Source organism: Streptomyces sp. NPDC048507 (assembly GCF_043199995.1).
Classification (GTDB): Bacteria; Actinomycetota; Actinomycetes; order Streptomycetales; family Streptomycetaceae; genus Streptomyces.
This window is the reverse complement of sequence record NZ_JBICWZ010000002.1, coordinates 385,456-404,599: the sequence shown is the minus strand read 5'-3', so window position 1 is coordinate 404,599 and position 19,144 is coordinate 385,456. Positions and strand designations below refer to the sequence as shown.

The 19,144-nt window shown below is 74.2% G+C and carries 17 protein-coding genes; 8 read left to right on the top strand and 9 right to left on the bottom strand.

Features of this window, described 5'->3' with window-relative positions; genetic code table 11:
• The 4 genes from ACGFXC_RS06955 to ACGFXC_RS06940 are packed head-to-tail and all read right to left on the bottom strand — an operon-like array spanning window position 1 to window position 2,733.
• A complete protein-coding gene (locus ACGFXC_RS06955) occupies window positions 1–258 on the bottom strand; it encodes a phosphopantetheine-binding protein (protein ID WP_393710278.1) in 258 nt (85 codons plus the stop codon).
• Complete coding sequence (locus ACGFXC_RS06950) at window positions 258–1,208, bottom strand: 4-(cytidine 5'-diphospho)-2-C-methyl-D-erythritol kinase (protein WP_393710276.1); 951 nt, start codon at window positions 1,206–1,208, stop codon at window positions 258–260. Before ACGFXC_RS06950 ends, ACGFXC_RS06955 begins: the two co-directional genes overlap by 1 nt.
• A 27-nt stretch (window positions 1,209–1,235) precedes the next feature.
• Window positions 1,236–1,955, bottom strand: a complete 720-nt coding sequence (locus tag ACGFXC_RS06945) for an SDR family oxidoreductase (RefSeq protein WP_393710274.1) — start codon at window positions 1,953–1,955, stop codon at window positions 1,236–1,238.
• Window positions 1,948–2,733, bottom strand: a complete 786-nt coding sequence (locus tag ACGFXC_RS06940; RefSeq protein WP_393710273.1) for a 2-C-methyl-D-erythritol 4-phosphate cytidylyltransferase — start codon at window positions 2,731–2,733, stop codon at window positions 1,948–1,950. Before ACGFXC_RS06940 ends, ACGFXC_RS06945 begins: the two co-directional genes overlap by 8 nt.
• A gap of 228 nt (window positions 2,734–2,961) precedes the next feature.
• Here ACGFXC_RS06940 and ACGFXC_RS06935 point away from each other — a divergent pair, with 228 nt between their 5' ends.
• Both ACGFXC_RS06935 and ACGFXC_RS06930 read left to right on the top strand, forming a co-directional pair.
• The gene (locus ACGFXC_RS06935) at window positions 2,962–5,028 is read left to right on the top strand and encodes a prolyl oligopeptidase family protein (protein ID WP_393710271.1); all 2,067 of its coding nucleotides are present in this window, start codon (window positions 2,962–2,964) and stop codon (window positions 5,026–5,028) included.
• A 95-nt stretch (window positions 5,029–5,123) separates the two neighbouring features.
• A complete protein-coding gene (locus ACGFXC_RS06930) occupies window positions 5,124–6,302 on the top strand; it encodes a PP2C family protein-serine/threonine phosphatase (protein ID WP_393710269.1) in 1,179 nt (392 codons plus the stop codon).
• Window positions 6,303–6,306: 4 nt separating this feature from the next.
• On the opposite strand, the gene ACGFXC_RS06925 is transcribed toward ACGFXC_RS06930, so the two are convergent.
• Together ACGFXC_RS06925 and ACGFXC_RS06920 are read right to left on the bottom strand one after the other, a co-directional pair.
• Window positions 6,307–8,412: a SpoIIE family protein phosphatase gene (locus tag ACGFXC_RS06925; RefSeq protein ID WP_393710267.1), complete on the bottom strand. Its 2,106-nt coding sequence runs from the start codon at window positions 8,410–8,412 to the stop codon at window positions 6,307–6,309.
• A 198-nt stretch (window positions 8,413–8,610) separates the two neighbouring features.
• Window positions 8,611–10,161, bottom strand: coding sequence for a monooxygenase (locus tag ACGFXC_RS06920; RefSeq protein ID WP_393710265.1), 1,551 nt, complete (start codon window positions 10,159–10,161; stop codon window positions 8,611–8,613).
• A 74-nt stretch (window positions 10,162–10,235) separates the two neighbouring features.
• On the opposite strand from ACGFXC_RS06920, the gene ACGFXC_RS06915 reads away from it, so the two are divergent.
• Window positions 10,236–10,973 (top strand): TetR/AcrR family transcriptional regulator, encoded by a 738-nt coding sequence (locus ACGFXC_RS06915; RefSeq protein ID WP_393710264.1) that lies wholly within the window; start codon window positions 10,236–10,238, stop codon window positions 10,971–10,973.
• Window positions 10,974–11,056: 83 nt separating this feature from the next.
• Here ACGFXC_RS06915 and ACGFXC_RS06910 read toward each other — a convergent pair whose 3' ends face one another.
• The gene (locus ACGFXC_RS06910) at window positions 11,057–11,569 is read right to left on the bottom strand and encodes a hypothetical protein (protein ID WP_393710262.1); all 513 of its coding nucleotides are present in this window, start codon (window positions 11,567–11,569) and stop codon (window positions 11,057–11,059) included.
• Window positions 11,570–11,846: 277 nt separating this feature from the next.
• On the opposite strand from ACGFXC_RS06910, the gene ACGFXC_RS06905 reads away from it, so the two are divergent.
• The 3 genes from ACGFXC_RS06905 (at window position 11,847) to ACGFXC_RS06895 (ending at window position 14,181) form a co-directional block, all read left to right on the top strand.
• Entirely contained in the window at window positions 11,847–13,052 is a 1,206-nt protein-coding gene (locus ACGFXC_RS06905) for a sensor histidine kinase (protein ID WP_393710260.1), read from the top strand.
• Complete coding sequence (locus ACGFXC_RS06900; protein ID WP_393710258.1) at window positions 13,049–13,714, top strand: response regulator; 666 nt, start codon at window positions 13,049–13,051, stop codon at window positions 13,712–13,714. Before ACGFXC_RS06905 ends, ACGFXC_RS06900 begins: the two co-directional genes overlap by 4 nt.
• A gap of 173 nt (window positions 13,715–13,887) precedes the next feature.
• On the top strand, window positions 13,888–14,181 hold the full coding sequence (locus tag ACGFXC_RS06895) for an SHOCT domain-containing protein (protein WP_393710256.1): 294 nt from the start codon (window positions 13,888–13,890) through the stop codon (window positions 14,179–14,181).
• Between the two features lie 39 nt (window positions 14,182–14,220).
• On the opposite strand, the gene helR is transcribed toward ACGFXC_RS06895, so the two are convergent.
• Window positions 14,221–16,392, bottom strand: a complete 2,172-nt coding sequence (gene helR, locus ACGFXC_RS06890; RefSeq protein ID WP_393710254.1) for an RNA polymerase recycling motor ATPase HelR — start codon at window positions 16,390–16,392, stop codon at window positions 14,221–14,223.
• A 223-nt stretch (window positions 16,393–16,615) separates the two neighbouring features.
• Here helR and ACGFXC_RS06885 point away from each other — a divergent pair, with 223 nt between their 5' ends.
• Together ACGFXC_RS06885 and ACGFXC_RS06880 are read left to right on the top strand one after the other, a co-directional pair.
• The gene (locus tag ACGFXC_RS06885; RefSeq protein WP_393710252.1) at window positions 16,616–17,344 is read left to right on the top strand and encodes an SOS response-associated peptidase; all 729 of its coding nucleotides are present in this window, start codon (window positions 16,616–16,618) and stop codon (window positions 17,342–17,344) included.
• Between the two features lie 108 nt (window positions 17,345–17,452).
• The gene (locus ACGFXC_RS06880; protein WP_393710250.1) at window positions 17,453–17,863 is read left to right on the top strand and encodes a GNAT family N-acetyltransferase; all 411 of its coding nucleotides are present in this window, start codon (window positions 17,453–17,455) and stop codon (window positions 17,861–17,863) included.
• A gap of 59 nt (window positions 17,864–17,922) precedes the next feature.
• On the opposite strand, the gene ACGFXC_RS06875 is transcribed toward ACGFXC_RS06880, so the two are convergent.
• Complete coding sequence (locus ACGFXC_RS06875; protein WP_393710248.1) at window positions 17,923–19,035, bottom strand: sulfite oxidase; 1,113 nt, start codon at window positions 19,033–19,035, stop codon at window positions 17,923–17,925.
• Window positions 19,036–19,144 lie beyond the last annotated feature (109 nt).

Sequence of the window (19,144 nt, the reverse complement as noted above, 5' to 3'; positions counted from 1 at the left end):
CTACCACTGCTCGAACTGGCGCGGATCCATGACAGCCGCGGTGAGCTCGCGCAGTGTCGGTCGGCGCAGGACACCGGTGGGCGGCATCGTGAGACCGGCCTCCTGAGCACGGTTGGCCACGACGAGCGCCAACAGGGAGTCTCCGCCCAGGTCGATGAAGTTCTCGTCGGGATCGTCGACCGTGGTCTCCAGGACGTCCTCCCAGATCTGACGGAGTACCGCCATGAGTTCCTCGTGCGAGTGGGCCTGGGTCGCCATCAGTTTTCTCCCGTCGTGATGATTTCTTCCGGCTCGGGTCCGGGTACGGGACCACACGCGATGTGGGCCGATGCGCAGGTACCCGATGAGAGGAGTTCCTCCGCGACGGTCCGCGCCCGGTGACCGTCGGACACGAGGAAACCGACGGTGGCCCCGGAACCGCAGAGGATGCCGGCCAGGGCGCCGGCATCGGTGCCGGTCCGCAGGGTGGCGGTGAGGTCCGGTCGCATGGAGGTGGCCACTGGTTCGAGGTCGTTGTGCAGCGCGTCGGCCAGGGCCCCGGTATCGCCCGCGGCCAGGGCGTCGACCAGCTTCCGTGACATCCGGGGTGACGGGATGCCGCGCGCGGTCCACGGCCTGCCCGCACTCCTGCGGCGCCGTTCCTGCTCCGCGAAGACGGCCGGTGTGGACAGGCCGAAACCGGCGGTGGCGAAGACCCAGTGCGTGGTCGCACCGACGGGGAGGACGGTGAGCCGTTCACCGCGGCCCGATCCGAAGGCTGCTCCTCCCTGCAGACTGAAGGGAACGTCGCTGCCGAGCTCCGCGGCCAGTGCCATGAGCTCGGGGCGGCCCAGGCCCAACTTCCACAAGGCGTCGCAGCCCACCAGCGCGCCGGCCGCGTCCGCGCTGCCCCCGGCCATGCCGCCCTGCACGGGGATGTGTTTGTCGATGTGCACGCGGACACCCGGGTGCAGACCGCACTTCTTCGCGAGGAGTTCGACGGCCCGAGCGGCGATGTTGGATCCGTCGGCGGGTACGCCGACCGCTCCCGGCCCGCCTACCGTGACACGGAGTTCGTCCGCTGCCGTGAGCGTTATGCGATCGCACAAGGAGACCGCGAGGAATATGCTCGCGAGTTCGTGGTAACCGTCATCGCGTCGCCCCCCGACTCCCAATTGCAAGTTGACTTTTGCCGGCGCGCGCACGGCAATGGACCTCACGTGTGACATGGCAAGAGCTTTCGAGTCCTTTGGTTCTCAGTTCTCGGACGTCACGCTGCGCATGCTCCACAGCAGAGTCCTCATGGAAGGGGGTTGTGTGAGGGAATATGCGATGGCGTCGGCAACGTCTTCGGCGCGCATCATCGTCTGGAGTTCCGGCATTCCGGGCGCCCGCCCGCTTCCCATGGCGAATTCCGTATCGGTCGCTCCCGGACACAATGCGGTGACGCGAATTCTCTTCGGCCGCAGCTCACGGTCGAGGGAGCCGGCGAGGCCGACCACGGCGTGCTTGGTGGCCGCGTACACGGCTTCGTCCGGGCGTCCGCGGAGGCCGGCCACGGAGCTCACCAGGACGATGTCGCCGCCCCGGGCGCTCAGGAGCGGGACGGCGTGCCGCACCGACCAGATCGTTCCCGTCAGATTGGTGTCGACGAGCTCCTCGACCCGGGTGTCGGAGAGGTCGAGGATGCCGCCGTAGGCCCCCACCCCCGCGTTGGCCACCAAGCAGTCGACTCCGCGGAAGGCGTCGACCGCGCGGGAGAACAGGTGTTCTACCTGCTCGCGCGAGCGGACGTCCACCTCCGCCCAGGCCACCCGTTCGTCGCCCAGCTCTTCGGCCAGCTCTTTCAGGCGGTCGCCCCGCCGCGCTCCCAGCACCACCCGGGCACCCAGTGCGTGCAGCCTCCGGGCCGTCGCGGCGCCTATGCCCGAGCTGGCGCCGGTGACCACGGCCACCTTGCCTCGCAGGTCACCCATGCGCGGACGACCCTGACGGCGGCGCCGAGGAGAGATGGGCGTAGAGGGCTTCCGCCAGAGCCAGATCGCGTTCGTAGGTGATCTTGAAATTGGAGGCGTCGCCCGACCCGGCGGTCACGGTGCCTCCGAAGTGCCGGATCATGCCGGCATCGTCCGTGAACGCCAGGCGGTCCCGCGCGGCGGCCGCATGGGCCTCGCTCACGCAGTTCCGGTCGAAGATCTGCGGCGTCTGGGCCGCCCGCAGCAGAGCCCTGTCGAACGGCGCCCCGAGAAAGGGGTCCTCGTCCAGGAGGTGCAGGCTGTCGACCAGGGGCAGCGAGGGGACGATCCCGCAGGGAGGGCGCGAGGACCCTGCGGAGCCCGGTGTCCCGCGGAGCTCGTCGAGCAGCGCGTCGACCGCTCCCGGCGGTGTGAAGGGGCGCGCGACATCGGTGATGGCCACCCAGTCCGCTTCCGGGGGCAGCGCCTCGACACCCAGCCGCGCGCTGTGCTGTCGGGTCGGTCCGCCAGGTGTGACGCGTACGGTGACTTCCCGGTCCGTCGATGCGACCAGATTCCGGAAATCCGCGACCAAGGAAGGCGGCGCGGTCACCACGACCGATTCGATGCTGGAGTTGGAACCCATCGATTCCAGAACATGTAAGAGGAGAGGTTTTCCGCCGACCTCCAGCAAGGCCTTCGGTCCGGCCCCTATGCGCTCTCCGTGTCCGGCGGCCAGGATCACCGCCCCGACGTGCCGCGGTCGTTCGACCTCACGTAAATGCTGATGATGTGCCATGAGCCCCCGCTGTTAATGGCATTCTCGTCAGATTGGCCCGCCTCTTGACCGGCCAATGGATCGTAACATGATCAAGAGTTGGACGAGAGATTAATTTTCGGCGTCCGATTGGTACCGTTCGGCACTTCTTGGCCCACCATTCGGCACTCTCCGTCCGCAGGTATGCGACGGGTCGTGACCGGCCCGGCGGCAGGGCCGCGCGGGCGGCGGGTCGGGCACAATCGTCGGATGAGCGACGAAGCCGGCGGCGACCTCCGCGAGCACGAGCCCGACCCCTACCTCTGGCTGGAGGAGGTGTCCGGCGAGGACGCGCTCGCGTGGGTGCGGGAGCGCAACGCCGAGACCGTGGAGGCGCTGACCACCGGCCCCGGCTTCAAGGCCGTGGAGCAGGAGGTGCGCGAGGTCCTCGACGACGACGGGCGCATCCCCTACGTCGTCCGGCGCGGGCGCCACCTCTACAACTTCTGGCAGGACGCCGAGCGCCTGCGCGGCGTCTGGCGGCGCACCACCCTGGAGGAGTACCGCACCGAACACCCCGCGTGGGAGACCGTCCTGGACCTCGACGCCCTCGCCGGGGCCGAGGGCGAGAAGTGGGTCTGGGCCGGCAGCAGCGTGCTGCCGCCCGGCCACCGGCACGCCCTCGTCTCGCTGTCCCGCGACGGCGCCGACGCCTGCGTGGTGCGCGAGTTCGACCTGGAGACCCTGCGTTTCGTCGAGGGCGGCTTCGCCGTCGACGAGGCCAAGACCCGGATCGGCTGGATCGACCACGACCACGTGTGGATCGGAACCGACTTCGGCCCCGGCTCGATGTCCCCCTCCGGCTACCCCCTCCAGGTCCGCCGCTGGCGCCGCGGCACCCCCCTGGAAACCGCCGAGATCCTCTACGAGGGCCGCCCCGCCGACCTGTCCGCCTCCGGCTGGCGCGACCACACCCCCGGCTTCGAACGGGACTTCGTCTCCCGCCAGATCGACTTCTGGAACCAGGAGCTGTTCCTGCTGCCCGCCGCCCCGGAGGGTGTGCCCCGGCAGCCTGAGAAGATCGAGGTGCCCGACGACGCCGTGGCCTCCGTCCACCGCCAGTGGCTGCTGGTCACCCCCCGATCGCCCTGGCTCGGCCACGCCCCCGGCAGCCTCCTGGCCTTCGGCCTCGACGCCTTCCGCGCCGGCGGACGCGAGCCCGACGTACTGTTCACCCCCGACGCGCACACGGCGCTCGGCGGCCACAGCTGGACCCGCAACCACCTCCTGCTCACCACCCGCGCCGACGTCTCCTCCCGGCTGGAACTCCTCACCCCCGGCCCCGGCGGCTGGAGCCGCGCACCGCTGGCCGGCGTACCGCCGCTGTCGACGGCCTCCGTCGTGTGCACCGACCCGGACGAGAGCGACGAGTACTTCCTCAACGTCACCGGCTTCCTCCAGCCCTCCACCCTCCACCGGGGCACGGCCGGATCCCCCGACGGCGGCGAGGGCGTCAAAGGGGGCCCCGCGCTCTTCGACACCACCGGACTGACCGTCGATCAGTACTTCGCCGCCTCCGCCGACGGAACCCGGGTGCCCTACTTCGTCGTCGGCCCCGCGGACCGCCCCGGCCCCGGCCCGGCCCTGCTCTACGGCTACGGCGGCTTCGAGATCTCGATGGTCCCGCAGTACAGCGCCGTCACCGGCCGCACCTGGCTCGCCCGCGGCGGGACGTACGTCGTCGCCGGCATCCGGGGCGGCCGCGAGTACGGGCCCGCCTGGCACCAGGCCGCCCTCGGGGCCCACCGCGTCCGCGCCTTCGAGGACTTCGCCGCCGTCGCCCGCGACCTCACCGCCCGGGGCATCACCACCCCCGCCCAGCTCGGCATCGAGGGCGGCAGCAACGGCGGCCTCCTGATGGGCGCCATGCTCACCCGCTACCCCGAGCTGTTCGCCGCCGTCGTCGCCCACGTTCCGCTGCTGGACATGCTCCGCTTCCACAAGCTCCTCGCCGGAGCCAGCTGGACCGCCGAGTACGGCGACCCCGACGACCCCGCCGACCGGCCCCACCTGGAGCGGATCTCCCCGTACCACCGGATGACCGCCGACGGCGCACCGTACCCGCCCCTGCTCCTGCTCACCTCCACCCGCGACGACCGGGTGCACCCCGGCCACGCCCGCAAGGCCGCCGCCCGGCTGCGCGAGCTCGGCCACCCCGTCCTCTTCCACGAACACCTCGGCGGCGGCCACGCCGGAGCCACCGACCACCGCCAGACCGCCTTCAACGAGGCCCTCGTGCACACCTTCCTGTGGGAGCGGCTGACTCCGCGCAGGTGAAGACGGCCCGGCGCGCTGCGCCGCGCGCCGGGCCCGGACTGGTGCAATGGACCGACCGGCGGCCCGCACGGGGCCGCCCGGCGGGCGGAGGTACTGTGCCGGATCGCGACAGCCGCGCTTTCGTCCCGTCCCCGGACGAGACCCTCGACGCGATCGGCACGACCGACGACGAGACCGCCACCTGCGGCGAACTGGCCGCCCTCCTCTTCCGCGCCCTGTGCGACGCGGTGGCCGTCGACCTCGTCCGCGAGGGCGGCCGCGTCGAACGGGTGGCCGTCGCCGGAGCCACCGGACTGCTGCGCCCGCCGGCCCCGGCCGTCCGTCCCGCCGTCCGCGCCGTCGACGACGGGCACCCGCTGCGCAGCTGGATCCTGCGGCCGGGCGGCGCCCCGCTGCACGGGCTGTCCCTCGCGCTGACCCGCCACGGCACCTCGTACGGGAACCTCCTCGTGGTGCGCACCGGCGCCGCCTTCACCGACCGCGAGGCCGCCGCGCTGCACTTCGCGGCCCGCGTCGCCGCCGTGCACATCCGCCACGCCCGGCGGCTCGCCGCCACCGAGAGCGTCGCGCTGAACCTCCAGCGGGCGCTGGTCTCCGACCCGGGCAGGCCCCACCCGAACCTCCTCATCGCGGGCCGCTACCTGCCGGTCGGATCGAGCGCCCTCGTCGGCGGCGACTGGTACGAGACCGTGCGCCTGCACTTCGGACGGACCCTGCTCGTCGTCGGCGACGTCATGGGGCACGGGCTGGACGCCGCCGTCGACATGAACGCCTACCGCTCCACCCTGCGCGAGGTCGCGTCCACCGACCTGGCCCCGCACCGGGTGCTGCGCCAGCTCGACGCGCTGGTCGCCGAGGACGCCGGACGCCGCCCCGCCACCTGCCTGCTCGTCCGCGTCGACCCCGGGCGCGGCACCGCCGTCTACGCCAGTGCCGGGCACCTGCCGCCCGCGGTGTTCGCCGCCGACGGCACGGGCCGGCTCCTGGACGTGCCCGTCGGCCCCCCGCTGGGCACGGGCCTCGGCGGCTACGAGTCGGCCGCGCACCCGCTGGCCGAGGACGAGACCCTGCTGCTGTACACCGACGGGCTGGTGGAGCGGCGGGGCGAGGACATCGACGTCTCCCTGGCCCGGCTGACCGCCCTGCGGGTGCCCGCCGTGGGGACCGTCGCCGATGCGGCCGACGCGATCGTCACCGGCCTCGACGCGCTGCACGCCGAGGACGACGTGGCCGTCCTCGCGGCCCGCATCCGCTCCCGCGCCCCGCACCCGTGAGCGGTCAGGCCCGTACGCGGGCGATGAGGAGGGCCACGTCGTCGTGGGTGTCGGGGCGGCGCAGCGCGGACAGGAGCAGGTCGCAGGTCTCCTCGATGGGGCGGTGCGGGCCGGCCAGCAGGTCGGTCAGGGTCAGCAGCCGGGTGTCGATGTCCTGGTCGCGGGTCTCCACCAGCCCGTCGGTGTAGAGGACCAGCTCGTCGCCGGGCGCAAGGGTGAGGCCGGTGGTGCTGAAGGGGATGCCGCCGACGCCCAGCGGGACGGCCGACTTCAGGCGCAGCAGGCGCGGGTGACGGCCGCCGTGCAGGTGGACCGGCGGCAGGTGGCCGGCGGTGGAGAACAGGCACAGCCGGGTGTGCGGGTCGTAGACGGCGTACACGCAGGTGGCCATCGCCTCGCCGAGGTCGGCGGTGGCCGCGTCGAGGTGGGTCAGGACGGTGGCCGGGTCCAGGTCCAGGCGGCCCAGGGCGCGGGCCGTCGCGCGCAACTGGCCCATGGTGGCGGCGGCGTTGATGCCGCTGCCCATCACGTCGCCGACGACCAGCGCCGTACGGTCCCCGGTGAGCGGGATGACGTCGAACCAGTCGCCGCCGGTCTCGTCCGCCGCGCCGGCCGGCTGGTACCGGTAGGCGATGTCGAGCCCGGGGGAGGCCGGCGGATGCTGGGGCAGCAGGTGCCGCTGGAGGGCGAGGGCGGCGTGCCGCTGCCGCTGGAACCAGCGCGCGTTGTCGATGGACACGGCCGCGTGGGCGGCGAGTTCCGAGGCCAGCAGGACGTCGTCGGGCCCGAACGGGGCCGGGTTGCGGGCCCGCTTCAGGTCGAGGGCGCCGAGCACCTGACCCCGGGCGATCAGCGGCACCGCCAGGTACGAGTGCACGCCGGCCTCCCCGAGCAGCCGGGCGGCGTCCGCGTCGCGGGCGATGCGGGGCAGGTCCTCCGGCAGCACGCGCGGTACGAGGACGGGCCGGCCGGTACGGGCGCAGCGCGACACCAGCCGGGCGGGGCCGTAGAGGGCGACGTCCCCGACCGGGTCGGCGGCCTCCTCGGCGGGGCTGCGGTAGGCGGACTTCACTGCCAGCGCGCGGAACCGCAGGGCACCCTCGCCCGCCACCTCGCCCGGCCGGGTACCGGTGAGGATGGTGTCCAGGACGTCCACGGCGGCGATGTCCGCCACCTCGGGCACGGCCACGTCGGCCAGCTCCCGGGCGGTGATGTCCAGGTCGAGGGTGGTGCCGATGCGGACGGAGGCGTCCGCGATCAGGGACAGGCGGCGCCGGGCGTGGGCGGCGGAGACGGCCGTCCGGTGCTGGTCGGTCACGTCCATCACCGAGATCGCGACGCCGATCACCCGGGCGGCCTGGTCCTCCAGCCGGTACACCGACACCAGCCAGGCGTGCTCGCCGTCCTGGTCGTCCGGAATCCGGCCGGTGGTGAACTCGTCCAGCACCGGCACGCCCGTCTCCATGACCTCGCGCATCCGGTCCTCGATGGCGGTGCCGTCGAGGAAGGGCAGGATCTCCGCGATCCGCTGCCCCAGGTGGCGGTCGGCCGATACGCCGTGGATGCGCTCCAGCGCCGGGTTGACCAGGACGTAGCGCAGGTCGGTGTCGAGGACGGCCAGGCCGATGGGGGACTGGTCGACCAGCCGCAGGGAGAGGGCCAGGTCCCGTTCGACCCGGTGCAGGGTGGCCTGCTCGGAGGCGAGCCCCAGCGCGTACAGCCGGCCGTTGCCGGCCTGGAGCCGCATGTTGCGGAACTCGACGAGCACGGTCCGGCCGTCGCTGCGGCGGACGGGGAAGACACCCGCCCAGGCGCCGCCGCCCGCCATCACCCGGGCGAAGAGGCCGAGGACCTCCTCCTGGTCGTCCTCCGCCACGAGCAGGGCCGCGGCGGGACGGCCGAGGGCCTCCTCGGCGCTGTAGCCGAACAGGGCCGCCGCCTGGGGGCTCCACAGACTGATGCGGCCCTCGGCGTCGAGGACCACCGCGGCCACTCCCAGGACGTCGAGCAACCCGCCCGCAGCCACCGCACCGGCCGCCGGAGACCTCGCCGCCCCGGCTCCCGTCCCGGCGCCGGTGGCGCGCGGGGCGGGCTGCGCATCATCGGCCATCACCGGCCTCCTCACCCGGACGGAGCTCCCTCCATGCTCCGTCCCCGCCCGGAGCCTGGCGACCCGGTACCGTCCCGGCGGGCCGCCGCGGCCCCGCCCCGACCGTCCGTCCGGCCCGCCGTGCCGGGCGATACCGGCTGGTGGGGGCGGTGTGGCGGCGGCTTGCGGGTCGGCCCGCCTCCCGGCCGGGCGCGCCCGTCAGGCCACCGCCACCGCCGCGCCGGAGGCCCGGCCGGGGGCGCCGGCCCAGGCGGTCAGGGCGGCGGACCGGCCGGAGCCGCGGGCGGCGGCGCCGGCCGTGCGGCTCGCCCAGGCGATGTGGCCGTCGGGGCGTACGAGGACCTCCGTGACCCCGTCGAGGCGGGGATGCCCGGCGCCGGTGGCGGTGGTGGTGACGGCGGTGACGGCGGTGACCCGGTCGGCCCACTCCGGGGCCCCGCCCGCGCCCGCGTGGTCCTCCCCGTCCAGGGCGAGCAGGACGAAGCGGCCCTCGTGCAGCAGCTCGTACGCGCGGCGGACGCCCGATCCGGCGACGCTCAGGGCGATGTCCGGCATGCGCGCGCCCACCAGCGGATCGGCGTCCGCCCCGGCCGTGGTCGGGTAGGCGATGTCGAGGGCGGAGACCTCCCCGGCCAGGCGCCGGTTGACCTCCCCGATGCCGAGGAGGCCGTCCAACAGCTTGCGCAGGGCCGCCACGGGCCGCTGGTAGGGGGCGACGAGCGTCAGTTCCATCAGCAGGGTCTGGACCTCGGTGTTCTCCGTGACCGCCCGTCCGACGGGGTGCCGCTCGCGGTGGTAGGTGTCGAGGAGCCCGGCCGGCGCCCGGCCGCGGATCTCGGCCGCCAGCTTCCACCCCAGGTTCACCGCGTCCTGGAGCCCGGTGTTGAGCCCCTGCCCCGCCGCGGGGAAGTGGACGTGCGCCGCGTCCCCGGCGAGCAGCACGCGCCCGGACCGGTACCGCGCGGCGAGCCGGGTGGCGTTCCCGAACCGCGACAGCCACCGGGGCCCGTCGACCCCGCAGTCGCTCCCGCAGACCCGTACCAGGCAGGCGCGGAACTCCTCCAGGGTCACCGGCTCGCCGCTCGGCGTGCGCATCCGCTCCGGATCCACCACCACGAAGCGGGTCAGGCCGCCCGCCAGCGGGACGGCCAGCACCCCGTGCTGGCGGGCCCGCTCCGCGCCCCCGGCGTCCGCCACGGCGAAGTCGCCGAGGATCCCGGTCAGGGTCTCGTCGGTGCCCGGGAACTCGATGCCGGCCGCCCGCCGCACGAAGCTGCGCCCGCCGTCGCATCCGACGGCGTACGCCGCGCGCACGGTTTCGACGCCCTCGGGGCCGCGTACGTCCAGCTCCACCCCGTCCGCGTCCTGGCGCAGGCCGACGCCCTCGCGCCCCCGGCGGACCTCCACGCCGAGCTCGTGCGCCCGCGCCGCCAGCACCGCCTCGGTCCGGGCCTGGGCCAGGAACAGCGTGTACCCGTGCCGGGTGTCCAGCGGCGCGAAGTCCAGCCGGGTGTCCAGACCGGCGAAATGCCAGCCGGGCACGGTCCGGCCCAGCGCGAGGAACCGGTCGGACAGGCCCCGCTGGTCCATCAGCTCGATGCTGCGCGGATGCAGGGTCAGCGCCCGGGAATCGCGCTGCGGTTCGGTACGCCGCTCCACGACCAGCGCCCGTACGCCGGCCAGGGCGAGTTCGCAGGCGAGCATCAGCCCGGTCGGGCCCGCGCCCACGACGATCACATCGGTGTCCATGGTGCCTCTTCCATGCGGTCGGCCCAATTTAGTGAACATCGTTCACGTGAACGATGTTCACTATAGTGAGGTCCATGAGCACACCGTCAACCCCGACACCGGACCGGCAGCCCCCCGCACGACCCTCCGAGGCCGCCGGTGTGACCCGCGCGGCGCGCGGCCGCCCGGCGCGGCTCGACCGGGACCGCACCGTCGACGCGGCGCTGGTCCTGCTGGACGGAGCCGGCCTGGACGCCCTCACCATGCGCAGGCTCGCCGAGACGCTCGGGGTCCGGGCGGGGGCGCTCTACCGGCACTTCGCCACCAAGCAGGACCTGCTCACCGCGATGGCCGAACGGATGCTGGCCGGGTGCGCCACCGCACCCGTGCCGGACCCCGAGTGGAGCGGACGGCTGACCGCGCTCGCCCACCGGATGCGGGGCGCCCTCCTGGCCCACCGCGACGGCGCGCGCGTCTACGCGGGCACCCATGCCACCGGCCCGAACACGCTCGGCTTCGCGGAGGCCTTCGTCGGGGCCGTGCGGGGGGCGGGCTTCGGGGACGGGGACGCGGCGCGCGCCGTCCTGACCGTCGTCAACTTCACCGTCGGCCACACCCTGGAGGAGCAGGCGGCCCTCCAGCCGGGCGACGGGGGACCGGCGGACCCCTCCCGGCTGCGCGAGGCGGTGGCGGCGGGGGCGTACCCGCACCTGACCACGGCCCTTCCCGTCCTGGCGGGCACTGCCTTCGCCGCACACTTCGACTTCGGCCTCGACCTGCTCGTCGAGGGGCTGCGCGCGGTGCACGCGAGGGGGCCGGGCGGCCCGGAGTGACGCGGGCCGGTCCCGCCCAAACTGGGGCGGGACCGGCCGGCGATCGGATGGAGCGGTCGAGCGGAGGGGGCGGGCGGGGCGGATCAGTGGAAGAGCATGGACGCGCCGCCGGCAGCCGTCGTCACCGAGCCCGGGCACAGGAAGCTGCCCGAGGCCTTGGTCGCGGTGAAGGCCCGGTTGACGTACTTCCCGGTGGTCGCGTCGCGGTCCCAGACGATGTTGGCGGCCTTGTAGCGGCAGGAGATGAAGCTCTGCTGCCCGGTGATGTCGATCAGGTCGGTACGGGCGGTGCCGGCCGTGGAGTCGAAGGTGAAGGCCGGGTTGTTGTTGAGGGTGGCGTTGATGCCCCCGTCACAGGCGAGGTTGCCGCCGGGTTTGTTGACGGTGGTGCGGTCGACGGTGAGGGCGGTGGGGGGATTCGCGCTGGTGCGGGCGTTGCTCCAGGTGCAGGTGTTGCCCGCGACGACGATGACGCCGTCGACCTTCTGGTCGGCGGCGGGCGACGCGGTGGCGGTCGTGGCGCCCGTGACGGCGGCCGCGAGGGCCAGGGCCGCGATGCCGAGATTCCGCAGGCGCGGTGGCGCGAGGTGCAGCATGTCGCTCCTCCTTGACACGTCCTTGTGGGGGTGTGGTGCGAGGCCGGTGCGGAGTGCGTGCGTCACGGAATGTCCCACAGGGGTCCGGAGATGTCATGTACACGTCACCGATTGGCCGGAATGCGGCAGGCTCCGCTCCCGCCCGCGCGCACGTGCCGACCCCCTGCGGCCGCCGGCCGGCACCCGGGGAGCAGGCCGGTGTACTACCGGGGGAGTACACCGCAAACGCTACGCCGGGGTGACGCCGGTGACGTGGGCGCGCGTCTAGCGTGACGGTATGGAACAACAGCGCGAAAGCCCCGGTCCGCCGTGGCGACGGTGGGTGGAAGGGGCCGGGCGCGGCCTGGGCTGGCGCTCCGCGCTGCTCGTCGCCGTCCTCGCCCAGGCCGGGACGGGCTGGGCCGCGCAGGCGCAGACCGGCCGCGTGCCGCTCGACGTCTGGGCCCGGATCCTGTTGCTGCTCGGCCCCGCCCTGCTGCTCCTGCGCCACCGCCACCCGGTGGCCGTGGCGTACGCGGTCGGCGCCGTCACCCTGGTGTACCTCGCGGCCGGCTACCCCTACGGTCCCGTCTTCGTCAGCTTCGCCGTCGCCTGCTTCGCCGCCGTCATATCCGGACACCGGCGGGCCGCCTGGGGAGCCGTCGCCCTGCTGTGGACCGGCCACCTCCTCATCGGGCACTGGCTCTACCAACGGCTGCCGCCCCCCGGGGACGGCCCGGCGCCCTGGGCGCGGGAACTGGGCATCACCGCCTGGATCCTCGCGGTGCTCGCCGTCTTCGAGCTGATCCGCGTCCGCCGAGACCAGTGGTCCAGAGAACGCTCCGAGCGCGCGGCGGCCGCCCGCCGGCGGGCCGACGAGGAACGCCTGCGGATCGCCCGCGAGCTGCACGACGTGCTCGCCCACAGCATCTCGGTGATCAACGTCCAGGCCGGCGTCGGACTGGCCCTGCTCGACACCGACCCCGAGCAGGCCCGTAGGGCGCTCACCACCATCAAGGCCGCCAGCAAGGAGGCCCTCGGAGAGGTCCGCCAGGTCCTGGACACCCTCCGCGCCCCCGGCGCCGCTCCGCGCGCCCCCGCCCCCGGTCTCGACCGGCTCCCCGAACTCCTCGAACAGGCCGCCGCCGCCGGGCTCACCGTGCACACCTCCACCGAGGGGCGGGCCCGCAGCCTGCCGCCCGGCACCGACCTCGCCGCCTTCCGCATCCTCCAGGAGGCCCTCACCAACGTGGTGCGCCACTCGGGCTCGCGCACCGCCCGCATCCGCCTCGGCTGGCTGCCGGACACCCTCGAACTGCGCGTGGACGACGACGGCCCGGCCACCGCCGCGCCCGCGGGCGGCAGCGGCAACGGCCTCGCCGGGATGCGCGAGCGGGCCGGCGGCCTCGGTGGCACCATCGAGGCCGGCCCCCGCCCGGACGGTGGCTTCCGGGTGGTCGCCCGGGTCCCGCTGAAGCCCGTCCCGCACCAGGAGGCCCCGTGATCCGCGTGCTGCTCGCCGACGACCAGCTGCTCGTCCGGGCCGGGTTCCGGGCCCTGCTCGACGCCCAGCCCGACATCGAGGTCGTGGGGGAGGCGGCCGACGGGGAGGAAGCCGTCCGGCTCGTCCGCGCCCTGTGTCCAGATGTCGTCCTGATGGACATCAGGATGCCCGCCCTCGACGGGCTCGCCGCCACCCGCGCCATCACCGGGGACCAGGCGCTGGGCGCCGTCCGGGTGGTCATGCTCACCACCTTCGAGCTCGACGAGTACGTCTTCGAGGCCATCCGCTCGGGTGCCTCGGGCTTCCTCGTCAAGGACACCGAGCCGGAGGAACTCCTGCGTGCCGTCCGTGCGGTGGTCGACGGGGACGCGTTGCTGTCCCCCGGAGTCACGCGCCGCCTGATCGCGGAGTTCGCGGCCCGCTCCAAACAGCCCGCCTCCACGGCCGCCCTGGAACGCCTCACCGACCGCGAGCGGGAGGTCATGGCCCTGGTCGGCATGGGACTGTCCAATGAGGAGATCGCCCGGCGCCTGGTCGTCAGCCCCCTCACCGCCAAGACGCACGTCAGCCGGAGCATGATCAAGCTCGGGGCCCGCGACCGCGCCCAACTGGTGGTACTGGCCTACGAGTCGGGTCTGGTCCGGCCCGGCTGGCTCGGCTGACCCCACCCGCGCCCCGCCCCCGCCCCCGGGCCCCCGCGTCCCGCCGACCCCCGCCCGCGGGTACTCCCGTGGAAGTACCCCCGGTGCAGCCGGCCGTACGACGACCCGGACCCCCTCGCCGAGCGAGTCTCGAAGCGAGACGAAAACCCGCGCTTCCGAGGAGCTGAACCGAGATGAACCCCCTGACCACCCTCGCGTACGACGGGCCCGGCCCGTGGGTGCTGTTCTTCCCGCTGGTCTGGGCGGCGGTCGTGATCACCGTCGTCACCCTGCTGCGCCGCACCGGATGGCGCGGCGCCCGCCGCGGCCCCTGGCAGATCCGGGAGACGGGGTACGGCGAACGCTCGCCGATCGCCGCCCTGGGCCGGCGCTTCGCCGCGGGCGAGATCGACGAGGAGGAGTACTGGCGCCGGCTGTCCGTGCTGGACGAGCAGTTCGGCCGCTCCCTCAGGGACGGTGCCGCATGAGCCCCAGGCCCCGCCGGCACCGCGGCGCCGGGCCGTCCGTCAGCCGCCGGTGAGGACGACGAGCCGCTGCGTCGCGCGCGTCATCGCGACGTAGCGGTCGACGGCCCCCGCGATCCCCTCGCCGAAGGACTGCGGGTCGACGAGGACGACCAGGTCGAACTCCAGCCCCTTCGACAGCTGCGGGGTCAGCGAGCGCACGCGGGAGGTGGCCCGGAACTCCGGCGCGCCGATGACGCAGGCGATCCCGTCGGGGTGGGCGGCGAGCCAGTCCGCGAGGACGGTGTCCAGCTCCGCGACGGATCCGTGTGCGACCGGGATGCCGCCGGCCCGGATGGAAGTGGGCACGTTGGCGTCGGGGAGCGCCGCGCGGATCGCGGGCTCGGCCTCCGCCATGACCTCCTCCGGCGTGCGGTAGTTGACGCTCAGGGAGGCCACGCTGATCCGGTCGAGCCCGACCCTTTCGAGCCGCTCTTGCCACGACTCCGTGAACCCGTGGCGGGCCTGGGCGCGGTCGCCGACGACGGTGAAGCTCCGGGACGGGCAGCGCAGCAGCAGCATCTGCCACTCGGCGTCCGTCAGCTCCTGTGCCTCGTCGACGATGACGTGCGCGAACGGTCCGGCGAGCAGATCCGGTTCGACGGCGGGCACGGCGCCGTCGTCGATCAGGGATTCCTGCAGGTCCTGACCGCGCAGCATGCCCATCGCGCCTTCGCTCTCGTCGATCACGACGTTCTGCAGCAGGCTCTCGATGGCGTCCGCCCGCCGGGCCCGCTCGGCGGCGACGGCGGCCTCCCGGCGGCGCTCGCGCGCGGACGCCCGCGGGTCACCGAGCCGCTGCCGCGCCGCGTCCAGGAACGGCAGGTCGGACACCGTCCAGGCCTGGGGGTCCGCGCGCCGCAGCGCGCGGACGTCCTCGGGGCCGAGCCAGGGCGCGCACCGGCGCAGGTAGGCGGGCATTGACCACAGGTCCCCCACCAGGTCGGTCGCCTCCAGCATGGGCCAGGCCCGTTCGAGCGTGCCGATCAGCTCGCGGTCGCGCAGCAGTGACCTGCGCAGCAGGTGCGCGGGGGCTTCGCCGTCGTCCTGGTCCATCAGGATCGTGAGCAGTTCCTCCAGGATCTGCTCGCGCGCCTCGTTGTGCGGGGTTCCCGGTTCCACCGCGTCGAACGCGGCCGCCCAGTCCTCGGGGCCCAGCCGGAGGTCGGACCAGTGGGTCGTGACCGTCAGCGCCTCGGTGGGCGGCTCCTCGTAGAGGGCGACGGCCGCCTCGACCGCCTTCACCAGCTCGGCGGACGACTTCAGCCGGGCCACCCGCGGGTCGGCCTCGGGCCGCGCCGTGGCGCCCTCGGCGACCAGGTCGCGCACGGTGCAGGTCTGTACGCCCTCCTCGCCGAGGCTCGGCAGCACGTCCGCGACGTAGGCCAGGTAGGGCTGGTGCGGGCCGACGAACAGCACGCCCCCGCGACGGTGACCCAGGCGCGGGTCGGAGTACAGCAGGTGGGCGGCGCGGTGCAGGGCGACGACGGTCTTGCCGGTGCCGGGCCCGCCGTCGACGACGAGGGAACCGCGCGAGCCGGCGCGGATGATCGCGTCCTGGTCCGCCTGAATGGTGGCGAGCACGTCGCGCATGCGGGCCGACCGGTTGCCGCCCAGGCTGGCGATGAAGGCGGACTGGTCGTCGAGCGCGGCGTGCCCCTCCAGGCCGTCGGCCGTGAACACCTCGTCCCAGTAGTCCCCGATCCGGCCGCCGCTCCAGCGGTACCTGCGGCGGCTCGCGAGCCCCATCGGGTCGGCGTGGGTCGCCGCGAAGAACGGCTCGGCGGCGGGAGAGCGCCAGTCGAGCAGGAGCCGCCGCCCCGTGCTGTCGGTGAGGCCCAGGCGGCCGATGTAGAGGGGTTCGGAACCGGCCGCGGGAACGACGTGTCCCAGGCACAGGTCCAGTCCGAAGCGGCGCAGGGTGCGCAGGCGGGCGGTCAGGCGGTGGATCTCCGCGTCCCGGTCCATCGCCTCCCGGCCGATGCCGCCGGGCGCCCTGCGCGCCGCGGCCAGACGGCCGGAGAGTTCGGCGACGGACTCCTCGAGGCTCCGCGCGATGGCCGCGAAGTGCCGCTCGTCGCGGCCGGTCAGCGCCGGGTCGGCCTTGGCGGACAGACGCTCGGGCAGGTCGAACGCGCTCGTGGCGGGACGGTCCGTGGTTCCTTCTGCCGACAAAAATGCACACACTTCGTGAATCACCCAATCCAGCAGCTTCTGACCTCGGCCCGCGATTCTGCCCCACCCCCGGGGCCTTGCCGCAAGACCCCCCGTGCGCTATAAGTTGAGAGTGGCAAGGAGTGGTTCCACCTCCCTGCCACCTGCCGTTCGCTGTAGACGGCCCTCCCTTCCCCGCCCGCGCCAGACCCCGTATCGCCGGGGAGCGTGGCACGCTGGGGTCATGTGCGGTCGATACGCCTCCAGTCGTAGTCCCGAGGACCTCACCGGTCTCTTCGGGGCCGAACCCCCGGATCCCGGCCTGCTGGTCCCGCCGAGCTGGAACGTCGCCCCGACGGACCCCGTGTGGGCGGTGCTGGAGCGCGTCGACGGGGAGAGCGGGGCGGTGGAGCGGCAGTTGCGGGCCCTGCGCTGGGGTCTGGTGCCGTCCTGGTCGAAGGGTCCCGGCGGCGGCGCCAAGATGATCAACGCCCGCGTCGAGACGGTGGCCGAGAAGCCCGCTTACCGCCGCGCCTACGCCAAGCGCCGCTGCCTGTTGCCCGCCGACGGCTTCTACGAGTGGGAACCGGTCCCCGCGACCGCCACCGCCAAGGCCTACAAGCAGCCGTACTTCATCACCCCCCGGGACGGCACGGTGCTGGCGATGGCGGGCCTGTACGAGTTCTGGCGCGACCCCTCCGTCGCCGACCCCGAGGACCCGGCCGCCTGGTGGGCCACCTGCACGGTGATCACCACCGAGGCCACCGACGCCGCCGGCCGCGTCCACCCCCGCATGCCCCTCGCGCTCGCCCCCGCCGACTACGACGCCTGGCTGGATCCCGCGCACCAGGACCCGCACGGCCTGCGCGCCCTGCTCGCGACACCCGCCGAGGGCCTCTTGGAGGTCCGCGCGGTTGGCACCGCCGTCAACAGCGTCCGCAACAACGGTCCCGAACTCCTGGCTCCGGTCTAGGCCGCCCCTGCCGTGCGATCATGGCCGAAAGCCGGCAGGTACCTGTGGGGCGCCCGCCGGACGGGCGGGGCGGCCCCTCCCGCCCGGGCCCGAGGAGAGTGGCACCGCATGTGGTCCTGTGAACGCGTCGTCGGAGCGGATCTCGACGTCGAGGAGGTGCTCGCCCTCTACCGCGCCTCCACGCTCGCCGAGCGCCGTCCCGTGGACGACGCGGAGCGTTTCGCCCGGATGCTGTCCGGTGCCAACCTGGTCGTCACCGCCCGGGACGATGACGGCCGCCTCATCGGCATCGCGCGGTCGATCACCGACGGTGCGTACGCGACCTACCTCAGCGACCTGGCCGTCGACGCCGCCCACCAGGGCGAGGGCGTGGGCCGCGAGCTGATCCGCGTCACCGCGGAGGCGGCCCCGCAGGCCACGATCGTCCTGCTCGCCGCCCCGAAGGCCCGCGCCTACTACCCCCGGGTCGGTTTCACCGCGCACGACTCCGCCTGGATGCTCGACGGCCCCGGAGCCTGAACCGCGCGCGGGCCGCAGCGCGGGCCCGGGCGCCGGCCGGGCAACGCCGGGCGGCGCGGTCAGTCGCGGCACAGGACGGGCACCCGCTGGACCGCGTTGTTGCCGAACCCCCCGCGGTTCCAAGCCTGTTCCAGTGGCTGGGTGCCACCCGTCGCGTCCGTGGCCCGCGCCACCAGGACGTGCCGGCCCGGCGTCGCCGTCCACGTGCCGTGCCAGGCCTGCCAGGCCAGGGCGTCCCCCGTCCGCGCCGCCACCACGGCCTCCGTCCAGGTCCGGCCGTCGTCGCCGCTCACCTCGACGCGTACCACCGGCCCGCGGCCCGACCAGGCCCTGCCCTCCAGCGTCACGTCCCCCGCGCGCACGACGCGCACCCGGGACATGAAGTCGGGGAAGCCCGGCGGAACCATCAGGGCGCGCGGCGCGATCAGGGTCACCGGCTCGCCGGGGTCGTCCGGGGTCAGCCGGTAGCGGTAGGCCACCGTCTGCTGGAACCCGTCGAAGGGGACGTCGGTCAGCGTGATCTCCCGCAGCCACTTCACGTGCGCCATCCCGTACCAGCCCGGGACCACCAGCCGCAGCGGGAACCCGTGCTGCGGCGGCAGTGGCTCTCCGTTCATCGCGTAGGCGATCAGCACCTGCGGATCCGCGCCGGTGGCGACGGTGACCGGCAGGCTGCGCCGGTAGTCCTGCTCGACCCCGCGCTCCACCCCGTGGTCGGCGCCCGTGAACACCGCCTCGACGGCCTCCGGCGCCAGTCCGGCCTCGGCGAGCACCGCCCGCAGCGGTGCCCCCGTCCAGTCGGCCGTGCCCACCGCCTCGACCAGCCAGGGCTGGCTGACCGGCCGGGGGGTCAGCCGCGCCCGTCCGTTGCCCGCGCACTCCATCGTCACCCGGCGGGTGACCGCGGGCAGGGCCCGCAGGGCAGCCAGGTCCAGCGTCAGGGGCCTGCGGACCCGGCCGCCGACGGTCAGCCGCCAGCTTCCGGGGTCGGCGGCGGGGATGTCGTAGTGGACCAGTACGTAGTGCAGCCCGGCCGGGGTGACCTCGTAGCGCAGGGCCTCCAGGGGCAGCCCGTGGTTGCGGGCGGCGAGCGCCAGCTCCTGCGTCCCGATGTCCTCGCCCCGCGCCGCGATCCGTCCCGGGGTGCTGATCCCGCCCAGAGGGGCCTCCATGGATCCATGGTCGCGCGGGACGGCGGCTCCGGCAGGTCGGGCGGGCGCCCCCGTGACCCGGGCGGCGCCGCTCACGCTCCGCTGACCAGGGGGAACACAGATCGCCCGA